19 protein-coding genes and 1 pseudogene are annotated in these 16425 nt (G+C 56.4%); 16 read left to right on the forward strand and 4 right to left on the reverse strand.

Translation table 11 applies throughout. The annotated features are described in order from the left end of the window. Nucleotides 1-27 precede the first annotated feature (27 nt). Together HHJ16_RS14240 and HHJ16_RS14245 are read left to right on the forward strand one after the other, a co-directional pair. Entirely contained in the window at nt 28-1578 is a 1551-nt protein-coding gene (locus HHJ16_RS14240) for a glycosyltransferase family 39 protein (protein WP_296901619.1), read from the forward strand. Further along, nucleotides 1566-2207 carry an HAD family hydrolase gene (locus HHJ16_RS14245; RefSeq protein ID WP_296901621.1) on the forward strand — a complete coding sequence of 214 codons (642 nt, stop codon included), beginning with the start codon at nt 1566-1568 and terminating at the stop codon, nt 2205-2207. The genes HHJ16_RS14240 and HHJ16_RS14245 overlap by 13 nt, the downstream gene beginning before the upstream one ends. 51 nt (nt 2208-2258) lie before the next feature. Here HHJ16_RS14245 and HHJ16_RS14250 read toward each other — a convergent pair whose 3' ends face one another. The 4 genes from HHJ16_RS14250 to HHJ16_RS14265 form a co-directional block, all read right to left on the reverse strand. Continuing rightward, nucleotides 2259-3032: a hypothetical protein gene (locus HHJ16_RS14250; RefSeq protein WP_296901622.1), complete on the reverse strand. Its 774-nt coding sequence runs from the start codon at nt 3030-3032 to the stop codon at nt 2259-2261. 42 nt (nt 3033-3074) lie between these two features. Continuing rightward, the gene (locus HHJ16_RS14255; protein ID WP_296901624.1) at nt 3075-3746 is read right to left on the reverse strand and encodes a TetR/AcrR family transcriptional regulator; all 672 of its coding nucleotides are present in this window, start codon (nt 3744-3746) and stop codon (nt 3075-3077) included. A 138-nt stretch (nt 3747-3884) separates the two neighbouring features. Further along, complete coding sequence (locus HHJ16_RS14260) at nt 3885-4415, reverse strand: phasin family protein (protein WP_296901626.1); 531 nt, start codon at nt 4413-4415, stop codon at nt 3885-3887. 275 nt (nt 4416-4690) lie between these two features. Beyond that, nucleotides 4691-5026, reverse strand: coding sequence for an H-NS histone family protein (locus tag HHJ16_RS14265; protein ID WP_296901627.1), 336 nt, complete (start codon nt 5024-5026; stop codon nt 4691-4693). Between the two features lie 469 nt (nt 5027-5495). Here HHJ16_RS14265 and HHJ16_RS14270 point away from each other — a divergent pair, with 469 nt between their 5' ends. The 14 genes and pseudogenes from HHJ16_RS14270 to HHJ16_RS14335 all read left to right on the forward strand — a co-directional run bounded on the left by HHJ16_RS14270 (nt 5496) and on the right by HHJ16_RS14335 (nt 16421). Continuing rightward, entirely contained in the window at nt 5496-6374 is an 879-nt protein-coding gene (locus HHJ16_RS14270; protein ID WP_296901629.1) for a Wzz/FepE/Etk N-terminal domain-containing protein, read from the forward strand. 94 nt (nt 6375-6468) lie between these two features. Further along, complete coding sequence (gene rfbB, locus HHJ16_RS14275; RefSeq protein WP_296901630.1) at nt 6469-7533, forward strand: dTDP-glucose 4,6-dehydratase; 1065 nt, start codon at nt 6469-6471, stop codon at nt 7531-7533. Beyond that, nucleotides 7530-8420, forward strand: a complete 891-nt coding sequence (gene rfbD, locus HHJ16_RS14280) for a dTDP-4-dehydrorhamnose reductase (RefSeq protein WP_296901632.1) — start codon at nt 7530-7532, stop codon at nt 8418-8420. The genes rfbB and rfbD overlap by 4 nt, the downstream gene beginning before the upstream one ends. A 25-nt stretch (nt 8421-8445) precedes the next feature. Next, nucleotides 8446-9339 carry a glucose-1-phosphate thymidylyltransferase RfbA gene (gene rfbA / locus HHJ16_RS14285; protein WP_296901633.1) on the forward strand — a complete coding sequence of 298 codons (894 nt, stop codon included), beginning with the start codon at nt 8446-8448 and terminating at the stop codon, nt 9337-9339. Continuing rightward, the gene (rfbC, locus tag HHJ16_RS14290; protein WP_296901635.1) at nt 9336-9884 is read left to right on the forward strand and encodes a dTDP-4-dehydrorhamnose 3,5-epimerase; all 549 of its coding nucleotides are present in this window, start codon (nt 9336-9338) and stop codon (nt 9882-9884) included. Before rfbA ends, rfbC (HHJ16_RS14290) begins: the two co-directional genes overlap by 4 nt. A gap of 64 nt (nt 9885-9948) precedes the next feature. Further along, the gene (locus HHJ16_RS14295) at nt 9949-10299 is read left to right on the forward strand and encodes a hypothetical protein (RefSeq protein ID WP_296901637.1); all 351 of its coding nucleotides are present in this window, start codon (nt 9949-9951) and stop codon (nt 10297-10299) included. A 402-nt stretch (nt 10300-10701) separates the two neighbouring features. Beyond that, complete coding sequence (locus tag HHJ16_RS14300; protein ID WP_296901639.1) at nt 10702-10824, forward strand: hypothetical protein; 123 nt, start codon at nt 10702-10704, stop codon at nt 10822-10824. A 152-nt stretch (nt 10825-10976) separates the two neighbouring features. Next, nucleotides 10977-11339: a MarR family EPS-associated transcriptional regulator gene (locus HHJ16_RS14305; protein WP_296901640.1), complete on the forward strand. Its 363-nt coding sequence runs from the start codon at nt 10977-10979 to the stop codon at nt 11337-11339. Then, a pseudogene (locus tag HHJ16_RS14310) lies at nt 11336-11688 on the forward strand (GDP-mannose 4,6-dehydratase). Before HHJ16_RS14305 ends, HHJ16_RS14310 begins: the two are co-directional and overlap by 4 nt. Before the next feature lie 6 nt (nt 11689-11694). Further along, complete coding sequence (gene rfbF / locus HHJ16_RS14315; RefSeq protein WP_296901642.1) at nt 11695-12468, forward strand: glucose-1-phosphate cytidylyltransferase; 774 nt, start codon at nt 11695-11697, stop codon at nt 12466-12468. Further along, nucleotides 12465-13535: a CDP-glucose 4,6-dehydratase gene (gene rfbG / locus HHJ16_RS14320; RefSeq protein WP_296901644.1), complete on the forward strand. Its 1071-nt coding sequence runs from the start codon at nt 12465-12467 to the stop codon at nt 13533-13535. Before rfbF ends, rfbG begins: the two co-directional genes overlap by 4 nt. Continuing rightward, a complete protein-coding gene (gene rfbC / locus HHJ16_RS14325) occupies nt 13532-14092 on the forward strand; it encodes a dTDP-4-dehydrorhamnose 3,5-epimerase (protein ID WP_296901646.1) in 561 nt (186 codons plus the stop codon). The genes rfbG and rfbC (HHJ16_RS14325) overlap by 4 nt, the downstream gene beginning before the upstream one ends. Continuing rightward, nucleotides 14089-15312: a class I SAM-dependent methyltransferase gene (locus HHJ16_RS14330; RefSeq protein WP_296901648.1), complete on the forward strand. Its 1224-nt coding sequence runs from the start codon at nt 14089-14091 to the stop codon at nt 15310-15312. The genes rfbC (HHJ16_RS14325) and HHJ16_RS14330 overlap by 4 nt, the downstream gene beginning before the upstream one ends. Then, nucleotides 15309-16421, forward strand: coding sequence for a DegT/DnrJ/EryC1/StrS aminotransferase family protein (locus HHJ16_RS14335; protein WP_296901649.1), 1113 nt, complete (start codon nt 15309-15311; stop codon nt 16419-16421). Before HHJ16_RS14330 ends, HHJ16_RS14335 begins: the two co-directional genes overlap by 4 nt. Nucleotides 16422-16425 lie beyond the last annotated feature (4 nt).

Consider the following 16425-nt stretch of genomic DNA (forward strand, 5'->3'; position numbering starts at 1 on the left):
TTCAGTTTGCCTTCCCCTCAACTCGCCATGCCCCAGTACCCCGACTCTGTTCGCTCTCCCGCCAATTTTCCCGTCACCCTGAGCCGATGGCTGCTGGCCGTCGGGCTGGGTTCGCTGCTGTTGAGGTTCTGGATCGCCGTAAGCTTTCCCATTTCTGGCGACGAGGCCTTCTTCTATTGGTGGGGCGTTTATCCCGACTGGGGCTACTCCGACCATCCGCCGATGGTCGGCTGGCTGATCGCCCTGATGCGGGCCACCCTCGGCGACAGTATCTGGTCCATTCGCCTGCCTGCAGTGCTTTTGCCACTGGCGCTGGGGGCTGCGCTTTGGTGGGCGCTCAAGCCCGTAGATCGGACGCGTGCCGCTTGGGCTGTGCTGTTCTTCTGGTTGGCGCCCCTGAATTGGCTCAATATGCTGATCACCACCGATACGCCGCTGATTTTTTGGTCGGCCTTGTCGGTGGCCGCTTTGCTGCGCGCCGAACGGCGGGAGCAACTTGACCGAGCCGCGTATGGCCTGTACGCCTTGTCGGGGTTGTTTTTAGGGTGTGCTTTTCTATCGAAGTATTTCTCGGTGGTGCTCGGGTTGACGTACCTTGTGTACTTTGGGCTGTACCGCCGCCAGCGATTGGCGGGCTTTGCGCTGCTGGTGCTTTGCGCCTTGCCGGGCCCTGCTATCAACATCGCCTACAACGTGACGCACGGGTGGTCGAACATCATGTTCAACTTGTACAACCGCAACGAGGCCGAGTTGTTTGAATGGCGTAAACCGCTGCTCTACATTGCCATGATGGCCTACTTGATCACACCTGCCGCAGTGTGGCTGGCTGTGCGCCACCGCAAGGCGATGGTGGCGGCCGCTTCGACTCAGCGGTTGTTGGCCTGTCTGGTTCTGGTGCCGCTGCTGTTTTTTGCGCTGCTGTCGGCCAAAAAGGTAATCGGCCTGCACTGGGTGCTGTCGTTTTACCCTTTCGGCTTCGCCTATCTGGCCTTTGCCCTCCCCGCTGAGAAGTTGAAGGTCTGCGCCAATGGGTTGGCCGTGTTTGCCGGACTGCATGTGCTGGTGGTGGCGGGGCTGTATATGACCACGCTGGACACTTGGCGCTCGACCAAGCTTTTCCCGCAAATTGTCCGCAGCTATAAAACTGCCGAGATGCTTCAACAGGTCAGCAGCCCGGGCGTGGTGCTGATGGCCGAGGCTTATACCCCTGCGTCGATTTACGGCTTTGAGCGGCGCCAGTACATGCCGATCTTCGGCGTCGGAAAATTTCACGCGCGGCAAGATGACATGCTGGTAGATTTTTCGATTTACCAGGGTAAAACCCTGCGCATTATTGTGTCTGATAGCCCGCATCTGGAAGACTTCCAGCCTTATTTTGAGTCGGTGCGCGTGCTCAGCTTCGCACAGGATGGCGTGCCGTTTTATGCCGTGGAAGGCAAGGGTTTCAAGTACGAGGCCTACCGCGAAGGCGTGCTTGGCGCTATCTTCAAGCGCTTCTACAACATACCGTCTGCGCTGCCCATGACCGGCTGCCCATTTTGTGAACGCTACTGCGGGCAAGTGCGATGCCCACGGTAGCCGCATTCGACTTCGATGGCACGCTGACCCGGCGCGACACCTTTACGTCATTTCTGGCGTGCGGCTTGGGGTGGCCGCGGTTTTTGCTGGCCTTGCTGCAGTGTTTGCCTTGGTTAGCGGGTTACGCCTTGCGCTTGATCGGCAACGACGAGGCCAAGGCGCGCCTGATGCTCGCGACGCTAAGCGGACGAACCACTGCCGAGATGGAAGTCTGGACCACGCGCTGGCTGAATCAAGCCTTCCCCGGCCAGTTGCAGGACTGGACCTTGGCACGGCTGGTTTATCACCAGCAGGCGGGTCATTGCTGTGTTTTGGTGAGCGCCTCGCCCGACATCTACCTTCCGCGCGTAGCCAGTCAATTGGGGTTTGACGGCCTGATTTGCACCGAAATGGAGGTGCAGCAGGACGGGGAGGGTGGCCGCTTGACGGGGCGCATGCGCACGCCCAATTGTTACGGCGCGCAAAAGGTGCTGCGGCTCAACGCCTGGCTCTCGGAGCGGTTCGGTGCTGAGTCACTCGGCAGCATGACGCTCTATGCCTATGGCGACACGGCGGGTGACAAACCCATGCTGCGCTTGGCACAACACGCCTGGTACCAGGGGCAGCCGTGGAAAGATCGTGAATTGTAAAAAGGCCGCCCGTCTCTGAGGCTGGGCTGGAGCTATCAGGTGCCCGAAAATTCAGTCTTGCAGTTCGACCTTGGCCATGTCGACAGCCAGCCTCTCTCTGGCATCCAGTGGCTTGCTGGCTGCCGCCTGCTCATAAAGCTTGGTCGCCTCCCCGATCTTTTTATCGCCTTCCAGCATGACCATGCCGTTGGCATATTCCATCATGGTAATCGCCGAGCCGGGGTTGAGTTTCAGCGCGTCCTGGTAGAGCGACAGACCGATGTCTTTCTTCGCGCCATAGGTCATTCCGCCAATCAGCACGCCAACCTTGTCTATTACCTCGGCATGAAAATCGGCCAGTGCAAGATGGGCTTCCGCGTGCTTGGGTGACAGCCGGATGGTCTGCTCCAATGCATTTTTCACCTTGTTTCCCAAGCCCTGTGCCAGTGCCTTGGCGACGCTGATGCCCTGGCTATAGCGTCCGAGCGCGAATGCTTGCCAGTACCAGGCATTCGCGTTCTTCGGGTCAGCGACCTGCTGCGCTTCCGCTCGCTTGGCCACTTCCATAAAAAGCTCCAGCCTGGCTTTTTCTCCACTCTCCAGGTAGTTGGCATAAATGCAGGTGGCCTTGTTGGCTGCCGTGATGCCGTGACCACCCGCCTTGAGGCCTGCCTCGGCCGCCTTCTGGAACTCGCCGTTATGAAACAGCACCCAGGCATCCAGCACGGCGGCTTCTTGAGGCAGCGGTTCGCAATCACCTTGGTGCAGTCGCGCCCAGTTCTCTTTGAGGGTGGCCGTATCAAAGGCATAGTCGCCAGCGTGCGGGAAAGTCGTCCATTGGGTCATGTGTCGTCTCCTTGGGATTTTTTTATTGATATTGCGGATAAATCATGGTGCATTAGTGACTGTGCCGCAGTAGGCCCCTACCAAAGCCTGCAAATGCGCGCGCTGACTGTCTTCCAGATAAGGAATCAGCAAATTCAGGACGTGATGCGCACCTCGCAGCAGCGCAGCTTGGGCGTTGCCGGGCTCCAGTGCATTGCGCGGATCGCGCACGTATTCAAAGCTTAACCAGAATGTGAGCACTACGACCATGCTGGTAGCGGTGGCATCCACTTCGCGCAAATCAATGTTCATGGCGCCAGCGCGGCTCATTCCGTCCAGCAGGGCCTTGACGGCACGTGTTTTATTTTTCAATATCGACTGGAAATGGGTTTCCAATCGCCGATTTTTGCTTAATAAATCATTCAGATCGCGGTACAAAAAACGGTATTGCCAGATCAGTTCACACAGCGTGTGCATGAAAAACCAGGCGTCTTCGACGTTTCGCACACCGTCGCTGGCGTTGAGCAGCTCGCTCAGGGCGCTCTCGTAGCGGTCGAACAGAGAGTTGATCAACTCCTCTTTGGCGGGATAGTGGTAGTAAAGGTTTCCGGGGCTTATGCCGAGTTCGGCGGAGATCAGCGTGGTCGAGACATTGGGTTCGCCAAAGCGGTTGAACAGGTTAAGCGTCACCTCCAGAATCCGCTCTGCAGTGCGGCGCGGCGCTTTTTTCGCCATAGTGGTCTCCCCGGTGTTGTGCCCTACTCTAACCTAGCGCGGCGGGAGTGGAACGGGGGAGCTCATAATCCGGCGCGAAGACCCATGCAATGGGGATGAGAAAAAAAAGGACAGATTGTCCTTTTTAAAACGGCGCAGTCAGGGCGATTTGCGTGCGGCCGGCCGCTTGGTGGTCGCTGGCCTGGTTGCCGGATCGGCTACGTTGTTAGCTGCCGGTTTTACAGTTGTTTTGCCTGCAGCTTTTGCTGCTGGGCCTTGCGTGCGCATAGTCCGCACGTGCTTGCTGAGTTCATCCACGCGCGCTGCCAAGGCGTCTACTTCTTTAACAGACGGCACGCCGAGTTTGCTTAGCGCCTTGGCCACACGGTTTTCAAAGATATTCTCCAGCTTGTCCCATTGCTGGCCCGCTTTGGACTGAAGGTCGGTCGCCATGGTGGTCATTTTGATGGTGGCTTCAGAAATCTTTTCTCCGGTAACCGACTGCGTCTTGCGCTGGATGGAGAGGCCTTCCTTGACCAGTGCTTCAAACATTTTTCCGCCTTCTTCCTGTGCCTTCGAAAAAGCGCCCAGGCCAGCCAGCCAGATTTGTTGTGCAGACTCTTTTACAGCACTCGACAATTGCGGTCCCGATTTTTTGTCAGCGCTCATTTTTTCCAGTTTCTTGACCATAGCGGACTCCGAACAGATTAGGGTTGTGGAATATTGCGCAGGCATGGTGCCACGCACGCCCAGGAAATATAAGCGTTGGCCGTACCCGCGTGTAGGTGTTGAATTCTAGAAATATGGCCTGTAGTTGCATAAGCCTGCAATTACTAAACCAAGGCGGATTGCCGCCGGTCGGGTAGGCCCGCGGCCTCCGATACGCATTGGATGATGCGAAGACTTCCTGTCTGACGTGGCAAGTCTGGGTACTCGCCACGGGTTCTTCGCAAAGTCGTCGGTCTTTAAATCAGAAAGTCCTGTTTGCTGCTACCGGCAGCGACTTGGGCGACTAACCAGCCGGGGGTCTTACCGCGACCGGTCCATGTTTTCCCGCTGGCGGGATCCTTGTATTTTGGCGCGACCGTGACGCGTCTGTCGCCCGATGCGCGTTTGGCAGACGTTTTCCCCAAAAAGCCTAATTCAGAGGCGGTCAGGCCGTGGGTTTTGATTAACTCCCTGGCGGCGACAATTCCTTGTGCTCGTTCATTGTTGCGCTCTACATCCAGTTGTTTTCGGAGTTCATTTACCTTGGCTTCGGCTTCATTAAATCGCTGCTGCAATTCACTAAAATTTGACATAAATAGACTTTTCTTAAAAAAATGCGATGGAATTTGTTTGTAAAAAAACTAAATTAATACTTAAACGGTGAATAATTGTATGTGAGCAAGTGTTTTTTGTCTCATGCCCCGCGTGAAGGATTTCTGGTTTTGGGATTTTTTTCTTGCCCGTGCAAAAAATATTAGACGCGAAAGCGGATGTTGTCACGTGTCAAATGGGTGTCCAATGACTCTTGCGGTTGAGAATCGCTACTTTATACGCCCTTATTTGGTTATAAATTAAATCTCGTGCCGTTACCTTCATGACATTAATCAAGTCCGATTGCAATAGGGTTTTCATAGGCTATTGTTATAAGTTGTAATTTTTGAAACAAGTGTTAAATACAACGATAGGGCCCATTTATTATTTCAATTCTTTGTATATCGTTAAGTTATTGCAAGCCTTCCTTTTTCCAATTCACGTAACCCGGACTATGTAAATAAAGTGCTTATGGATCTAAAGCCCGCTAGAAAAAAAATGGAAGAAATTCAAGGCTCGCTCACCGCCGAGGAAGGCGAAATTGGCTTGCTGGACATACTGGTCACTCTGGCAGAAAACCTTAAATTGCTGATCATCGTGCCGTTGTTCGTGGGATTGTGTGCGCTCGGCATCGGTTTTGTACTGCCTCAAGCCTTTGAAAGTGTGGCGGTGCTCCAGGCAGAGCCAATTACCGCCAGTCTTATGACTACCGCTGCGGTGCTGGACCCTGTAGCGGCAGCTTTGGGATTGACTAAGGGCACCACGGTTGAAGATGCCCGTCGCAAGCTGCGGGATCAAATCAAAGTCGTTGTCGGGCGAACCGACAAGCTGCTCACGCTGACCGTATCTGCCAGTGTGGCGCAGCAAGCCCAGGCCATCGCCAATGCGCTGCTGCTGCAAACCTATCAGGAGAGTCGTCCCAAAGCCAGTGCGCGTAAACGGCTAGAGGGCCAACTCGCAGAAGCGCAGGGCCGTCTGAAAAATGCCCAAAATGCTGCCGCGAGCTTGGTCAAACGCATGGAATCGCCGGCCTCTAGCGTGGCAGGTGGTGCTGAACTGGCGCGAGGTTATGCGGAACTGCTGAACGCAAGCAGTGCCGCCCAAACCCAAATCAGTTCCTTCGAGGTTTTGTTGGAAGGCGTGAGCGATGCATTATTGGTTCAGGCACCCACGCTGCCGCAGAAAGCCAGCCAGCCCAAAAAGGCCTTGTTGGCTATCGGAGTTACGTTGGCGACTGAACTGCTGTTATTGCTGATTGTTTTTATGCGTCAAGCGTTTCGCGACACGCCTGAAACTGCGGAGACCACTGGAAAGTGGGCGCGCATTCGTCGGGCACTGGGGCTGACATAAAATAGGGCGGTAGTGGTTTTGTAGTCGCTACAACACAGCGCTGGTACCAGCCCCATAGCCCCGAATCGGCTCGACGCCGAGTCCCCCTGAATTTATGACTATTCTCATCACCGGAGGCGCTGGCTTCATTGGTGCCAACTTCGTCCTCGACTGGCTGGCGCAATCCTCTGAGCTCCTCATTAACCTCGACAAGCTGACCTATGCCGGCAACCTCGAAACGTTGTCCAGTTTGCAGGATGATGCGCGGCACGTTTTTGCGCAAGGGGATATTGCCGACACCGAACTGGTCGCCAGCCTGTTGGTCAAGCACCAGCCCCGGGCCGTCATCAACTTTGCTGCTGAATCGCATGTGGACCGATCCATCCACAGCCCCGAAGACTTCATCCAGACCAACATCGTCGGCACGTTTCGCCTGCTCGAAGCGGTGCGTCACCACTGGAGCGCCTTGCCAGACCAGGGCAAAGCAGACTTTCGATTCCTGCACGTCTCCACCGACGAGGTGTACGGCTCGCTCAGCGCTGGCGAGCCCGCGTTCACTGAAACCCACGCCTATGAGCCCAATAGCCCGTACTCGGCCAGCAAGGCAGCCAGCGACCACCTGGTGCGCGCCTACCACCACACCTACGGCCTGCCGGTGCTGACTACCAACTGCAGCAACAACTACGGCCCCTACCATTTCCCCGAAAAGCTCATTCCGCTGATGATCGTCAACGCCCTGGCCGGTAAACCGCTACCGGTTTACGGCGACGGCATGCAGGTGCGCGACTGGCTCTATGTCAAGGACCATTGCAGCGCCATCCGCCGCGTGCTCGAAGCCGGAACACTGGGCCAGACTTACAACGTAGGCGGCTGGAACGAGAAGCCCAACCTCGAGATCGTTCACACCGTCTGCGCGCTGCTTGATGAACTGCGCCCCAAGGCCGATGGCCGCCGCTACGCCACCCAGATCACCTCCGTCAAAGACCGGCCCGGCCACGACCGCCGCTATGCCATCGACGCCAGCAAGATAGAACGCGAGCTGGGCTGGAAGCCGGCGGAAACGTTCGAATCCGGTATCCGCAAGACCGTGCAGTGGTATCTGGACCACCCCGAGTGGGTCGCCCACGTGCAAAGCGGTGCCTACCGTGAGTGGGTGCAAACCCAGTACGCTGCCGCATGAAGATTCTTCTTCTCGGCAAAAATGGACAAATCGGCTGGGAGCTGCAACGCAGTCTGGCCCCGCTGGGGGAGGTCGTCGCGCTGGATCGCCACAGCCCTGACTTATGCGGAGATTTGACCAATCTAAAAGGTCTTGCAGAAACAGTGCGCGCCGTGCGCCCTGATGTCATCGTCAATGCCGCCGCCCACACGGCAGTGGACAAGGCGGAAAGCGAGCCCGAACTGGCCCGAACCATCAACGCTTTGGCGCCTGGGGTGCTGGCGCAGGAAGCTCAACAGCTCGGCGCGTGGCTGGTGCACTACAGCACCGACTATGTGTTTGACGGCAGCGGCACCCAGCCATGGCTTGAAACCGACATGCCCACACCGCTCAGCGTGTATGGCCATACCAAGCTCGAAGGTGAGCAACTGATCGCTGCCCACTGCAAGACCCACCTGATTCTGCGCACCAGCTGGGTCTATGCCGCACGCGGCGCTAACTTTGCCAAAACCATGCTGCGCCTGGCGCAGGAACGTGAGCGCCTCACAGTGATCGACGACCAGTGGGGCGCCCCCACCGGTGCTGAATTGCTGGCCGATGTAACTGCTCACGCCATTCGCCACGTGCTAGGCCATTCAGAAGCAGCTGGCTTGTACCACGTAGCGGCCAGCGGCGAAACGACTTGGCACGGGTATGCGAAATACGTGCTCGCGCAAGCAGAGCGGTCGCAAAAAGCTATTAAAATAATAGCAAAAGAAGTGACTCCCGTGCTTACCAGCGCCTTCCCTACCCCTGCCCAGCGGCCGCATAACTCGCGCCTGAACACGGGCAAGCTGCAGACCACCTTTGGCCTGAGCCTACCCGCCTGGCAGCAAGGTGTGGATCGCATGCTGGCCGAAATCCTTTGAAATCAAGACAAGACCACATCACGACATGACACGACTTCAAAGTTCACGCAAAGGCATCATCCTCGCCGGCGGCTCCGGCACCCGGCTGCACCCGGCCACCCTGGCCATCAGCAAGCAGCTGCTGCCGGTGTACGACAAGCCCATGATTTATTACCCGCTCAGCACCCTGATGCTGGCCGGTATCCGCGACGTACTGATCATCAGCACCCCACAAGACACGCCGCGCTTCGAGCAACTGCTCGGCGACGGCAGCCAGTGGGGCATGAATCTGCAGTACGCCGTGCAAGCCAGCCCGGACGGTTTGGCCCAGGCGTTCATCATTGGTGAAAAATTTGTCGGCGACCATCCCTCCGCCTTGGTGCTCGGCGACAACATTTTTCACGGTCACGACTTCGCGCCCCTGCTGGCGCAGGCCGACGCACAAACCAGCGGCGCCACCGTGTTTGCCTACCATGTGCAAGACCCCGAGCGCTACGGCGTGGTGGCGTTTGACGCAGCGGGCAAAGCCCGCAGCATTGAAGAAAAACCGCTCAAGGCCAAAAGCAACTACGCCGTCACTGGCCTGTACTTCTATGACAACCAGGTGGTGGACATCGCCAAGGCGGTCAAACCCAGTGCCAGAGGGGAGCTTGAGATTACCGCCGTCAACCAGACCTACCTCGACTTGGGCCGGCTCAATGTCAAAATCATGCAGCGCGGCTACGCCTGGCTGGACACCGGCACGCACGACAGCCTGCTGGAAGCCAGCCAGTTCATCGCCACCCTGGAGCGCCGGCAAGGCCTCAAGGTGGCCTGTGTGGAAGAGATCGCATGGCGCAACGGCTTGATTGACGACGCCCAACTGCGCAAGCTCGCCCAGCCGCTGGTCAAGAATGGCTACGGCCAATACATGCTAAGACTGCTGGCTGAACACCTATGAAAGCCATACCCACTGCCATTCCCGACGTCCTCATTATCGAACCCAAGGTGTTTGGGGACTCGCGCGGTTTTTTCTTTGAAAGCTTCAATAAAAGAGCCTTCAGAGACGCCACCGGCGTCGATGCAGATTTTGTGCAAAACAACCACTCACGGTCTGCCAAAGGCGTATTGCGTGGGCTGCATTACCAGATCGAGCAGCCGCAAGGCAAACTGGTGCGGGTCGTGCGTGGTGCCGTATTTGACGTCGCGGTCGACTTGCGTAAGTCATCCGCGACCTTTGGCAAATGGGTGGGCGTGGAACTGTCGGAGTCGAATAATCGGCAGTTGTGGGTTCCACCCGGTTTCGCGCACGGTTTCTTAACCCTGAGCGACTCGGCAGACTTCCTGTACAAAACCACTGACTATTACGCACCAGAATTTGAGCGCTGCATTGCGTGGGACGAGCCCGCGCTGGCCATTGCATGGCCACTGGCGGGCAACACCCCGCAAATCTCGGTAAAGGATCAGACGGGTTTTGTGCTGGTGAACGCGGAAGTGTTTGTTTAGGGATGCACAAAGTTTGCGGGGGATATTGTCGCGCAAAGGGAGTGATAGGAGAATGGAAGTGGAAGTGGAAGAAAAAGAAGTCAGCTTGCTTGACTTGCTGGTAGTAGTCGCAGAAAACCTCAAGCTGTTGATTCTGGGGCCTGTTTTGGTTGGGCTGCTGGCAATCGGCTATGCCTTGCCGCAGAGCTTAACCAGTCAGGCCATCCTGGCACTGCCAGCGCCGATAGCCCCGCAGGCTGCGGCAATGATGGTGTCGCCGTTGGTGCTGGACCCAGTCATCCAGATGCAGAATTTGTCCAAAGGGCAGTCTATTCAGGGTGCGCGCGCGGAGCTTGCCAGCCAAATCAAGGCGGCAGTGGGAAAAGACGGGTTGTTGCGCTTGGACGTTACCGCTGATACGCCCATCCACGCCTAGATAATTGCCAACGCAGTAATTGACTCCTGGCTCAAAAGCACCGTGCCGGGCGAGCAAGACCGCGCAGACCTGGAAAAGCGCCTTGCCTATGCTAAGACATCGCTCGAGTCCGTGCGTCATCTTCTGGACCGCCTGACTGCAGGCTCGGTCAGTCTCAACACACCACTCACACGTGGTGAGGCTGGCACCAGCCTCGTGGCGTTGGGCGAGTTGCAGGCCACATGGCAATTTCAGCCATCACGCTGGCCGAATTACTGCACGGTGCGGAAAAAAGTAATGCGCCAGCGCATTCCCTGGCCGTCGTGGAGACTTTTATAGTCGTCTGAAGGTGTTGCCTTACGGACCCAAAGCTGCGCAGCATTGCGGCAGCATCCGCAGCGCATTGGAAAAGCAGTGCGACCCATGGGTGTCAATGATCTGCACATTGGCTCCCATGCCCGCAATGAAGGACTGACGCTTGTGTCGAACTACCTGCGCGAGTTCGAACGCGTGGAAGCGCTGCAACTTGCCAACTGGGCGATTTGACGCTGCGCCATAAAAACCAAAATAAATGACTCCTTACACCCAACTCTAAGCCCATCACTCGACATAGCCGACCAGCATGGCTCCTGCGAGTGGTATCATTTGTTCAACACTTGAACAAATAGGCGGAGCGAGCCTTCTTGCCTTTCATCTCAATGTCCGAAAACGTTCCCCTCCATGAAGACACGCACTTGAAAGTGCTGCGCCTGCTGGAAGCCAAACCGAAGATAAACCAACGCGATTTAGCAGCGGCTTTGGGTGTGAGCTTGGGTAAAACCAACTTCTGCCTGAAAGCACTTCTGGACAAGGGGCTGCTGAAGATGCAAAACTTTCAGAGCAGTAAACGCAAGCTCGCCTACGCCTACTTGCTCACCCCCGCCGGCATTGCCGAAAAGACATCCCTTACTGGCCGGTTTTTGAAGCGCAAGATGGAAGAATATGAATTGCTGAAAGCAGAGATTGCATCGTTGCAGCAGGAGACTTCCAGAAAAGAAACCGAAGTGCAGCCCCGTCCATGACGTCAACACCCAAAATCTACGTTGCCGGCCACCCGGGCAGGGTCGGTTCAGCCATCGTTCGTACTCTGCAGCAACAGGGCCAGTCAAACATCGTCACCCGCAAAGGTGCGGGCGAAGTGGGCTACTGGACTAACAAGCCGATCATCAAGATCGACCCCCGCTACTTCCGCCCCACCGAAGTTAAAACCCTGCTCGGCGATCCCATCAAAGCGAAAGAAAAACTCGGCTGGGTGCCGGAATTATGCTGGATGAAATGGTCCAAGAAATGGTGGCATCCGATTTGGCTAATGCGAAAAAACATGCCCTGCTCACACAGCATGGCTATCAAATCGCCGTGAGCTTGGAGTAACCCAAAATGAAAGCAGTCATTCTCGCTGGTGGCCTCGGCACCCGTATTTCCGAAGAAACCCACCTCAAGCCTAAGCCAATGATCGAAATCGGTGGCATGCCCGTTCTCTGGCATATTATGAAGATTTATTCCCACTACGGGATCAACGACTTCGTGATCTGCTGTGGTTACAAGGGTTATGTGATCAAGGAATACTTCGCCAATTATTTCCTACACATGTCCGATGTTACTTTCGACATGGTCAATAACCGTATGGAAGTACACCAGCAAAAAGCAGAGCCCTGGAAGGTAACTCTCGTCGATACGGGTGACGAAACGCAGACCGGTGGACGACTGAAGCGCGTTGCGCAGTACTTGCAAGATGAAGAGGCTTTTTGCTTCACCTATGGCGATGGCGTCAGCGACATAAACATCGCCGAGCTCATTGCCTTTCACAAAGCGCAAAAGGTAAAAGCCACGCTCACCGCGACCTTACCTCCAGGACGTTTCGGCGCACTCGATTTCGAGGGCCACAAAATCCGCACCTTCAAAGAAAAACCCAAGGGCGATGGCGCCATGATCAATGGCGGTTTCTTTGTGCTTTCCCCCGAGGTGATTAACCTCATCAAGGACGACACCATAGTGTGGGAGCGCGGCCCGCTGGAAACCCTGGCTAGTCAGGGTCAGCTTGCAGCCTTCCAGCATAGCGGTTTTTGGCAACCTATGGATACCTTGCGTGACAAAGTTCACCTTGAGGAACTTTGGGCTAGCGGTAAGGCGCCGTGGAAGGTCTGGCAATGACGACTCATTTCTGGCGCGGAAAACGCGTTCTTCTTACCGGCCACTCTGGCTTCAAGGGCGCCTGGATGGCACTTTGGCTCCACCGACTTGGTGCACAGGTCACCGGAATTAGCCTAGCCCCGCAGACTACGCCCAACCTTTTTAGCCTGGCTAGCATCCAAACGATCACCGATAGTCATTTTTGCGATATTCGCGAGTCAACCGCGCTCGCTACGTTGATCATCAAAGCCCAGCCAGAGATCGTTTTCCACTTAGCCGCGCAAGCGTTGGTGCATGCCAGCTACCGAGATCCGCTGACGACCTTTGCCACCAACGTTCAAGGCACCGCCAATGTGCTCGACGCTCTGCGGCCGCTCGACTCGGTCCGGGTGGTTGTTGCCATTACAACCGACAAGGTCTACAAGAACCTGGAACAGCCTTACCCATACCGCGAGACGGATGCGCTTGGTGGTCACGATCCCTACAGCGCCAGCAAGGCTGCTGCGGAAATCGTTATCGCCAGTTACCGTGATTCCTACCTGAACAACAAAGGCATCGCCGTTGCATCGGCCCGTGCCGGCAATGTCATCGGTGGCGGTGACTGGTCCGCAGACCGTCTAATTCCAGACGCCATCCTCGCCTGGAATACAAACCAGCCATTACAGATTCGCCGCCCGCAAGCCATCCGCCCCTGGCAACATGTTTTGGAGCCTGTTGCCGGCTACATCAAACTTGCCGAGCAACTCTGGCAACAACCGACCGTGGCGGGTGCCTACAACTTTGGCCCGCAAACTCATGAAGCGGCGACCGTGCGCGAAGTCGTACAACTCGCTCAAGGCGCCTATGGCATGGGGCAAGTCTCTTGGGGTGATGGCACCGAAGGCCCGCACGAAGCTGGCTGGCTGGCCCTTGAGATCGCCAAGGCACGTACCGTGCTGGGCGTTAAACCGCGCTGGCCACTGGTTGAGTCCGTGCAGCGCACTATCCACTGGTATCGTCAGCAGCATGAAGGTGCTGACGCTCGGGCACTATGCGAGGCAGACATTTCAGCCTACGAAACGGCCAGCGAATCAAGTGGGGAATCATGAGCCGCTTTACTATTCTCGATACCCCCATCGACGATCTCAAGATCGTCGAGCGTCAACAACAGGGCGATAGCCGCGGCTTCCTCGCGCGGCTGTTCTGCGCCGACGAACTCGCCGCTGCGGGCTGGCACAAACCCATCATCCAGATTAATCAAACGCTCACGCAAAAGCAGGGTACGATTCGCGGCTTGCATTTTCAGAACGCCCCGTATGCCGAGATGAAGCTCGTAACTTGTTTGCGCGGCGCAATTTGGGATGTGGCAGTGGACCTCCGCGCCGCGTCGCCCACCTTTTTGCAATGGCACGCCGAGGAGCTTTCCGCCGCCAATCACCGCGCACTGCTCATACCCGAAGGCTTCGCTCACGGTTTCCAAACCCTTTGTGACGACTGCGAGCTCATTTACTTGCACTCACGGGCCTATACGCCAGGTGCAGAGGCTGGGCTCAACCCGAAAGACTCCATGCTGTCAATTACCTGGCCACTGGCCATCACAGAACTGTCAGCCAGAGATGCACACCTCCCTATGCTCGACCCTCAATTTAAAGGACTGACGCTGTGAAATGCCGTCATTGCGAATCCTCACTTGAGCACACTTTCCTCGACCTCGGGTTCGCACCCCCATCGAACGCCTATCTGACAGATGCAGACCTCGCCAGGCCAGAAAAGTACTATCCCCTTAAAATCAAGGTCTGCGATCAATGTTGGCTGGTGCAAACCGAGGATTACACCCAGGCCGACGAATTGTTTAGCTCCGACTATGCCTATTTTTCCAGCACTTCTAGCGGCTGGTTGATCCACGCGGCAAGTTATGCAGAAAAAATGACCAGGCAGTTAAATCTCACCAAAGACTCCTTGGTCATCGAGGTCGCTTCCAACGATGGCTACCTACTCAAGAATTTCGTGGCAGCAGGAATTCCCTGCCTGGGCATCGAGCCCACCGCCAGTACCGCCGCCGCCGCCGAGAAGCTCGGTATTCCTGTCTTGCGCGAGTTCTTTGGCGAGCAACTAGGCAAGCAACTTGCCACCTCAGGCAAACAGGCCGATCTCATCGCCGGTAACAATGTCTACGCCCATGTGCCCGACATCAACGACTTCACCCGTGGCCTGAAAGCCGCACTCAAACCCGGCGGCACCATTACCCTGGAATTTCCTCACCTGATGCGCTTAATTGAGCACACCCAGTTCGACACCGTCTATCACGAGCATTTTTCTTACCTCTCTCTCTACACGGTTGAACGCATCTTCAAAGCGGCTGGTTTGCGTGTTTGGGACATAGAAGAATTGCCAACGCATGGCGGCAGCTTGCGCATTTATGGCTGCCATGCCGAAGAGGCGCACGCGACCACTCCTGCCGTTGGCGCGATGCTGGCAGAGGAAGCGCAGCGTGGCCTGCAAACGCTCGCCACGTACCAAAAGTTTCAGGCTAAGGCTAATCGAGTCAAGGACGATCTCCTGGCTTTCCTGATCGAACAAAAACGCGCGGGCAGACGAGTGGCCGCCTACGGTGCAGCGGCCAAGGGAAATACGCTGCTCAATTACGCAGGCGTCAAGCCTGACCTGCTACCGTTCGTTTGCGACGCCGCCGTCGCCAAACAAGGCAAGTTCATGCCGGCCAGCCACATTCCCATCCTGGCGCCAACCGTGCTACTTGAACAACGCCCCGACTACCTGGTGATCTTGCCCTGGAACATAGCCGCCGAGGTCAAGCAGCAAAATGCTCGTTTGGCCGAGCTGGGTACGAAATTTGTCACGGCTGTGCCAAAACTGGAGATCGCATGAAACCTCGCATCTATTACACCAAGCCATCCATCACCGAACTAGAGGTTCGCTATGCCACTGATGCGGCTACTAATGGTTGGGGTGAGAAATGTTACGAGTACATCAATCGCTTTGAGGCAGCGTTCAAGGAGCATCTCGGGGTGGAATATGCGATAGCGACTTCGAGTTGCACCGGCGCACTGCATATGGGCATGGCCGCCCTCGGCGTTGGCCCCGGCGACGAAGTCATCCTGGGCGATACCAACTGGATCGCTTCGGCGGCTCCCGTTACCTACCTCGGTGCCAAACCAGTTTTTGTCGACGTGTTGGAAGACAGCTGGTGCATCGATCCCGCGAGGATAGAGGCCGTGATCACACCCAAGACCAAAGCCATACTCGCCGTTCACTTGTATGGCAACCTCTGCGACCTCGACGCGCTGCTGCTGATCGGTGAAAAGCACGGGATACCGGTGATCGAGGACGCTGCAGAAGGCATTGGTTCTGTCTACCACGGCAATCGGGCTGGCTCCATCGGCAAGTTTGGTGCATTCTCCTTTCATGGCAGCAAGACCGTGACAACCGGCGAGGGCGGCATGTTCGTCACCAACGATGCCGAACTCTATGAGCATGTGCTGACGCTCAGCAACCATGGGCGAGCACGCGGTCAGACCAAGCAGTTTTGGCCGGATATGGTGGGGTTCAAATACAAGATGTCGAACATCCAGGCGGCCTTGGGATGTGCACAGATTGAGCGCATTGAGGAGCTGACGCGTCGCAAGCGTGAAATCCTGTCCTACTACAAGAAGGGCCTGACGGGCATTCCCGGCCTGCAGATGAATCCGGAGCCGTCAGATACCGTAAACGGTGCGTGGATGCCCACAGTTGTCATGCCAAAGGATACGCACATCACTCGGGAGGCGTTGCAGCAGGCTTTTACGACCGAGAATATTGACGCACGCGTGTTCTTCTGGCCGCTGAGTTCGCTACCGTTCCTTGATAGCCATGCAGTGAACCCGGTGTCGGATGGGTTGCCGGGGCGCGCGATCAATCTGCCCTCCTATCACGACATAACCCGAGAAGATATGGATCGTGTGATAAGTGTGTTGTTGCGCTTGTGTCTGCAGCGATGATGCC

The sequence above is a fragment of the Polaromonas sp. genome (assembly GCF_012927485.1).
Classification (GTDB): domain Bacteria; phylum Pseudomonadota; class Gammaproteobacteria; order Burkholderiales; family Burkholderiaceae_C; genus Polaromonas.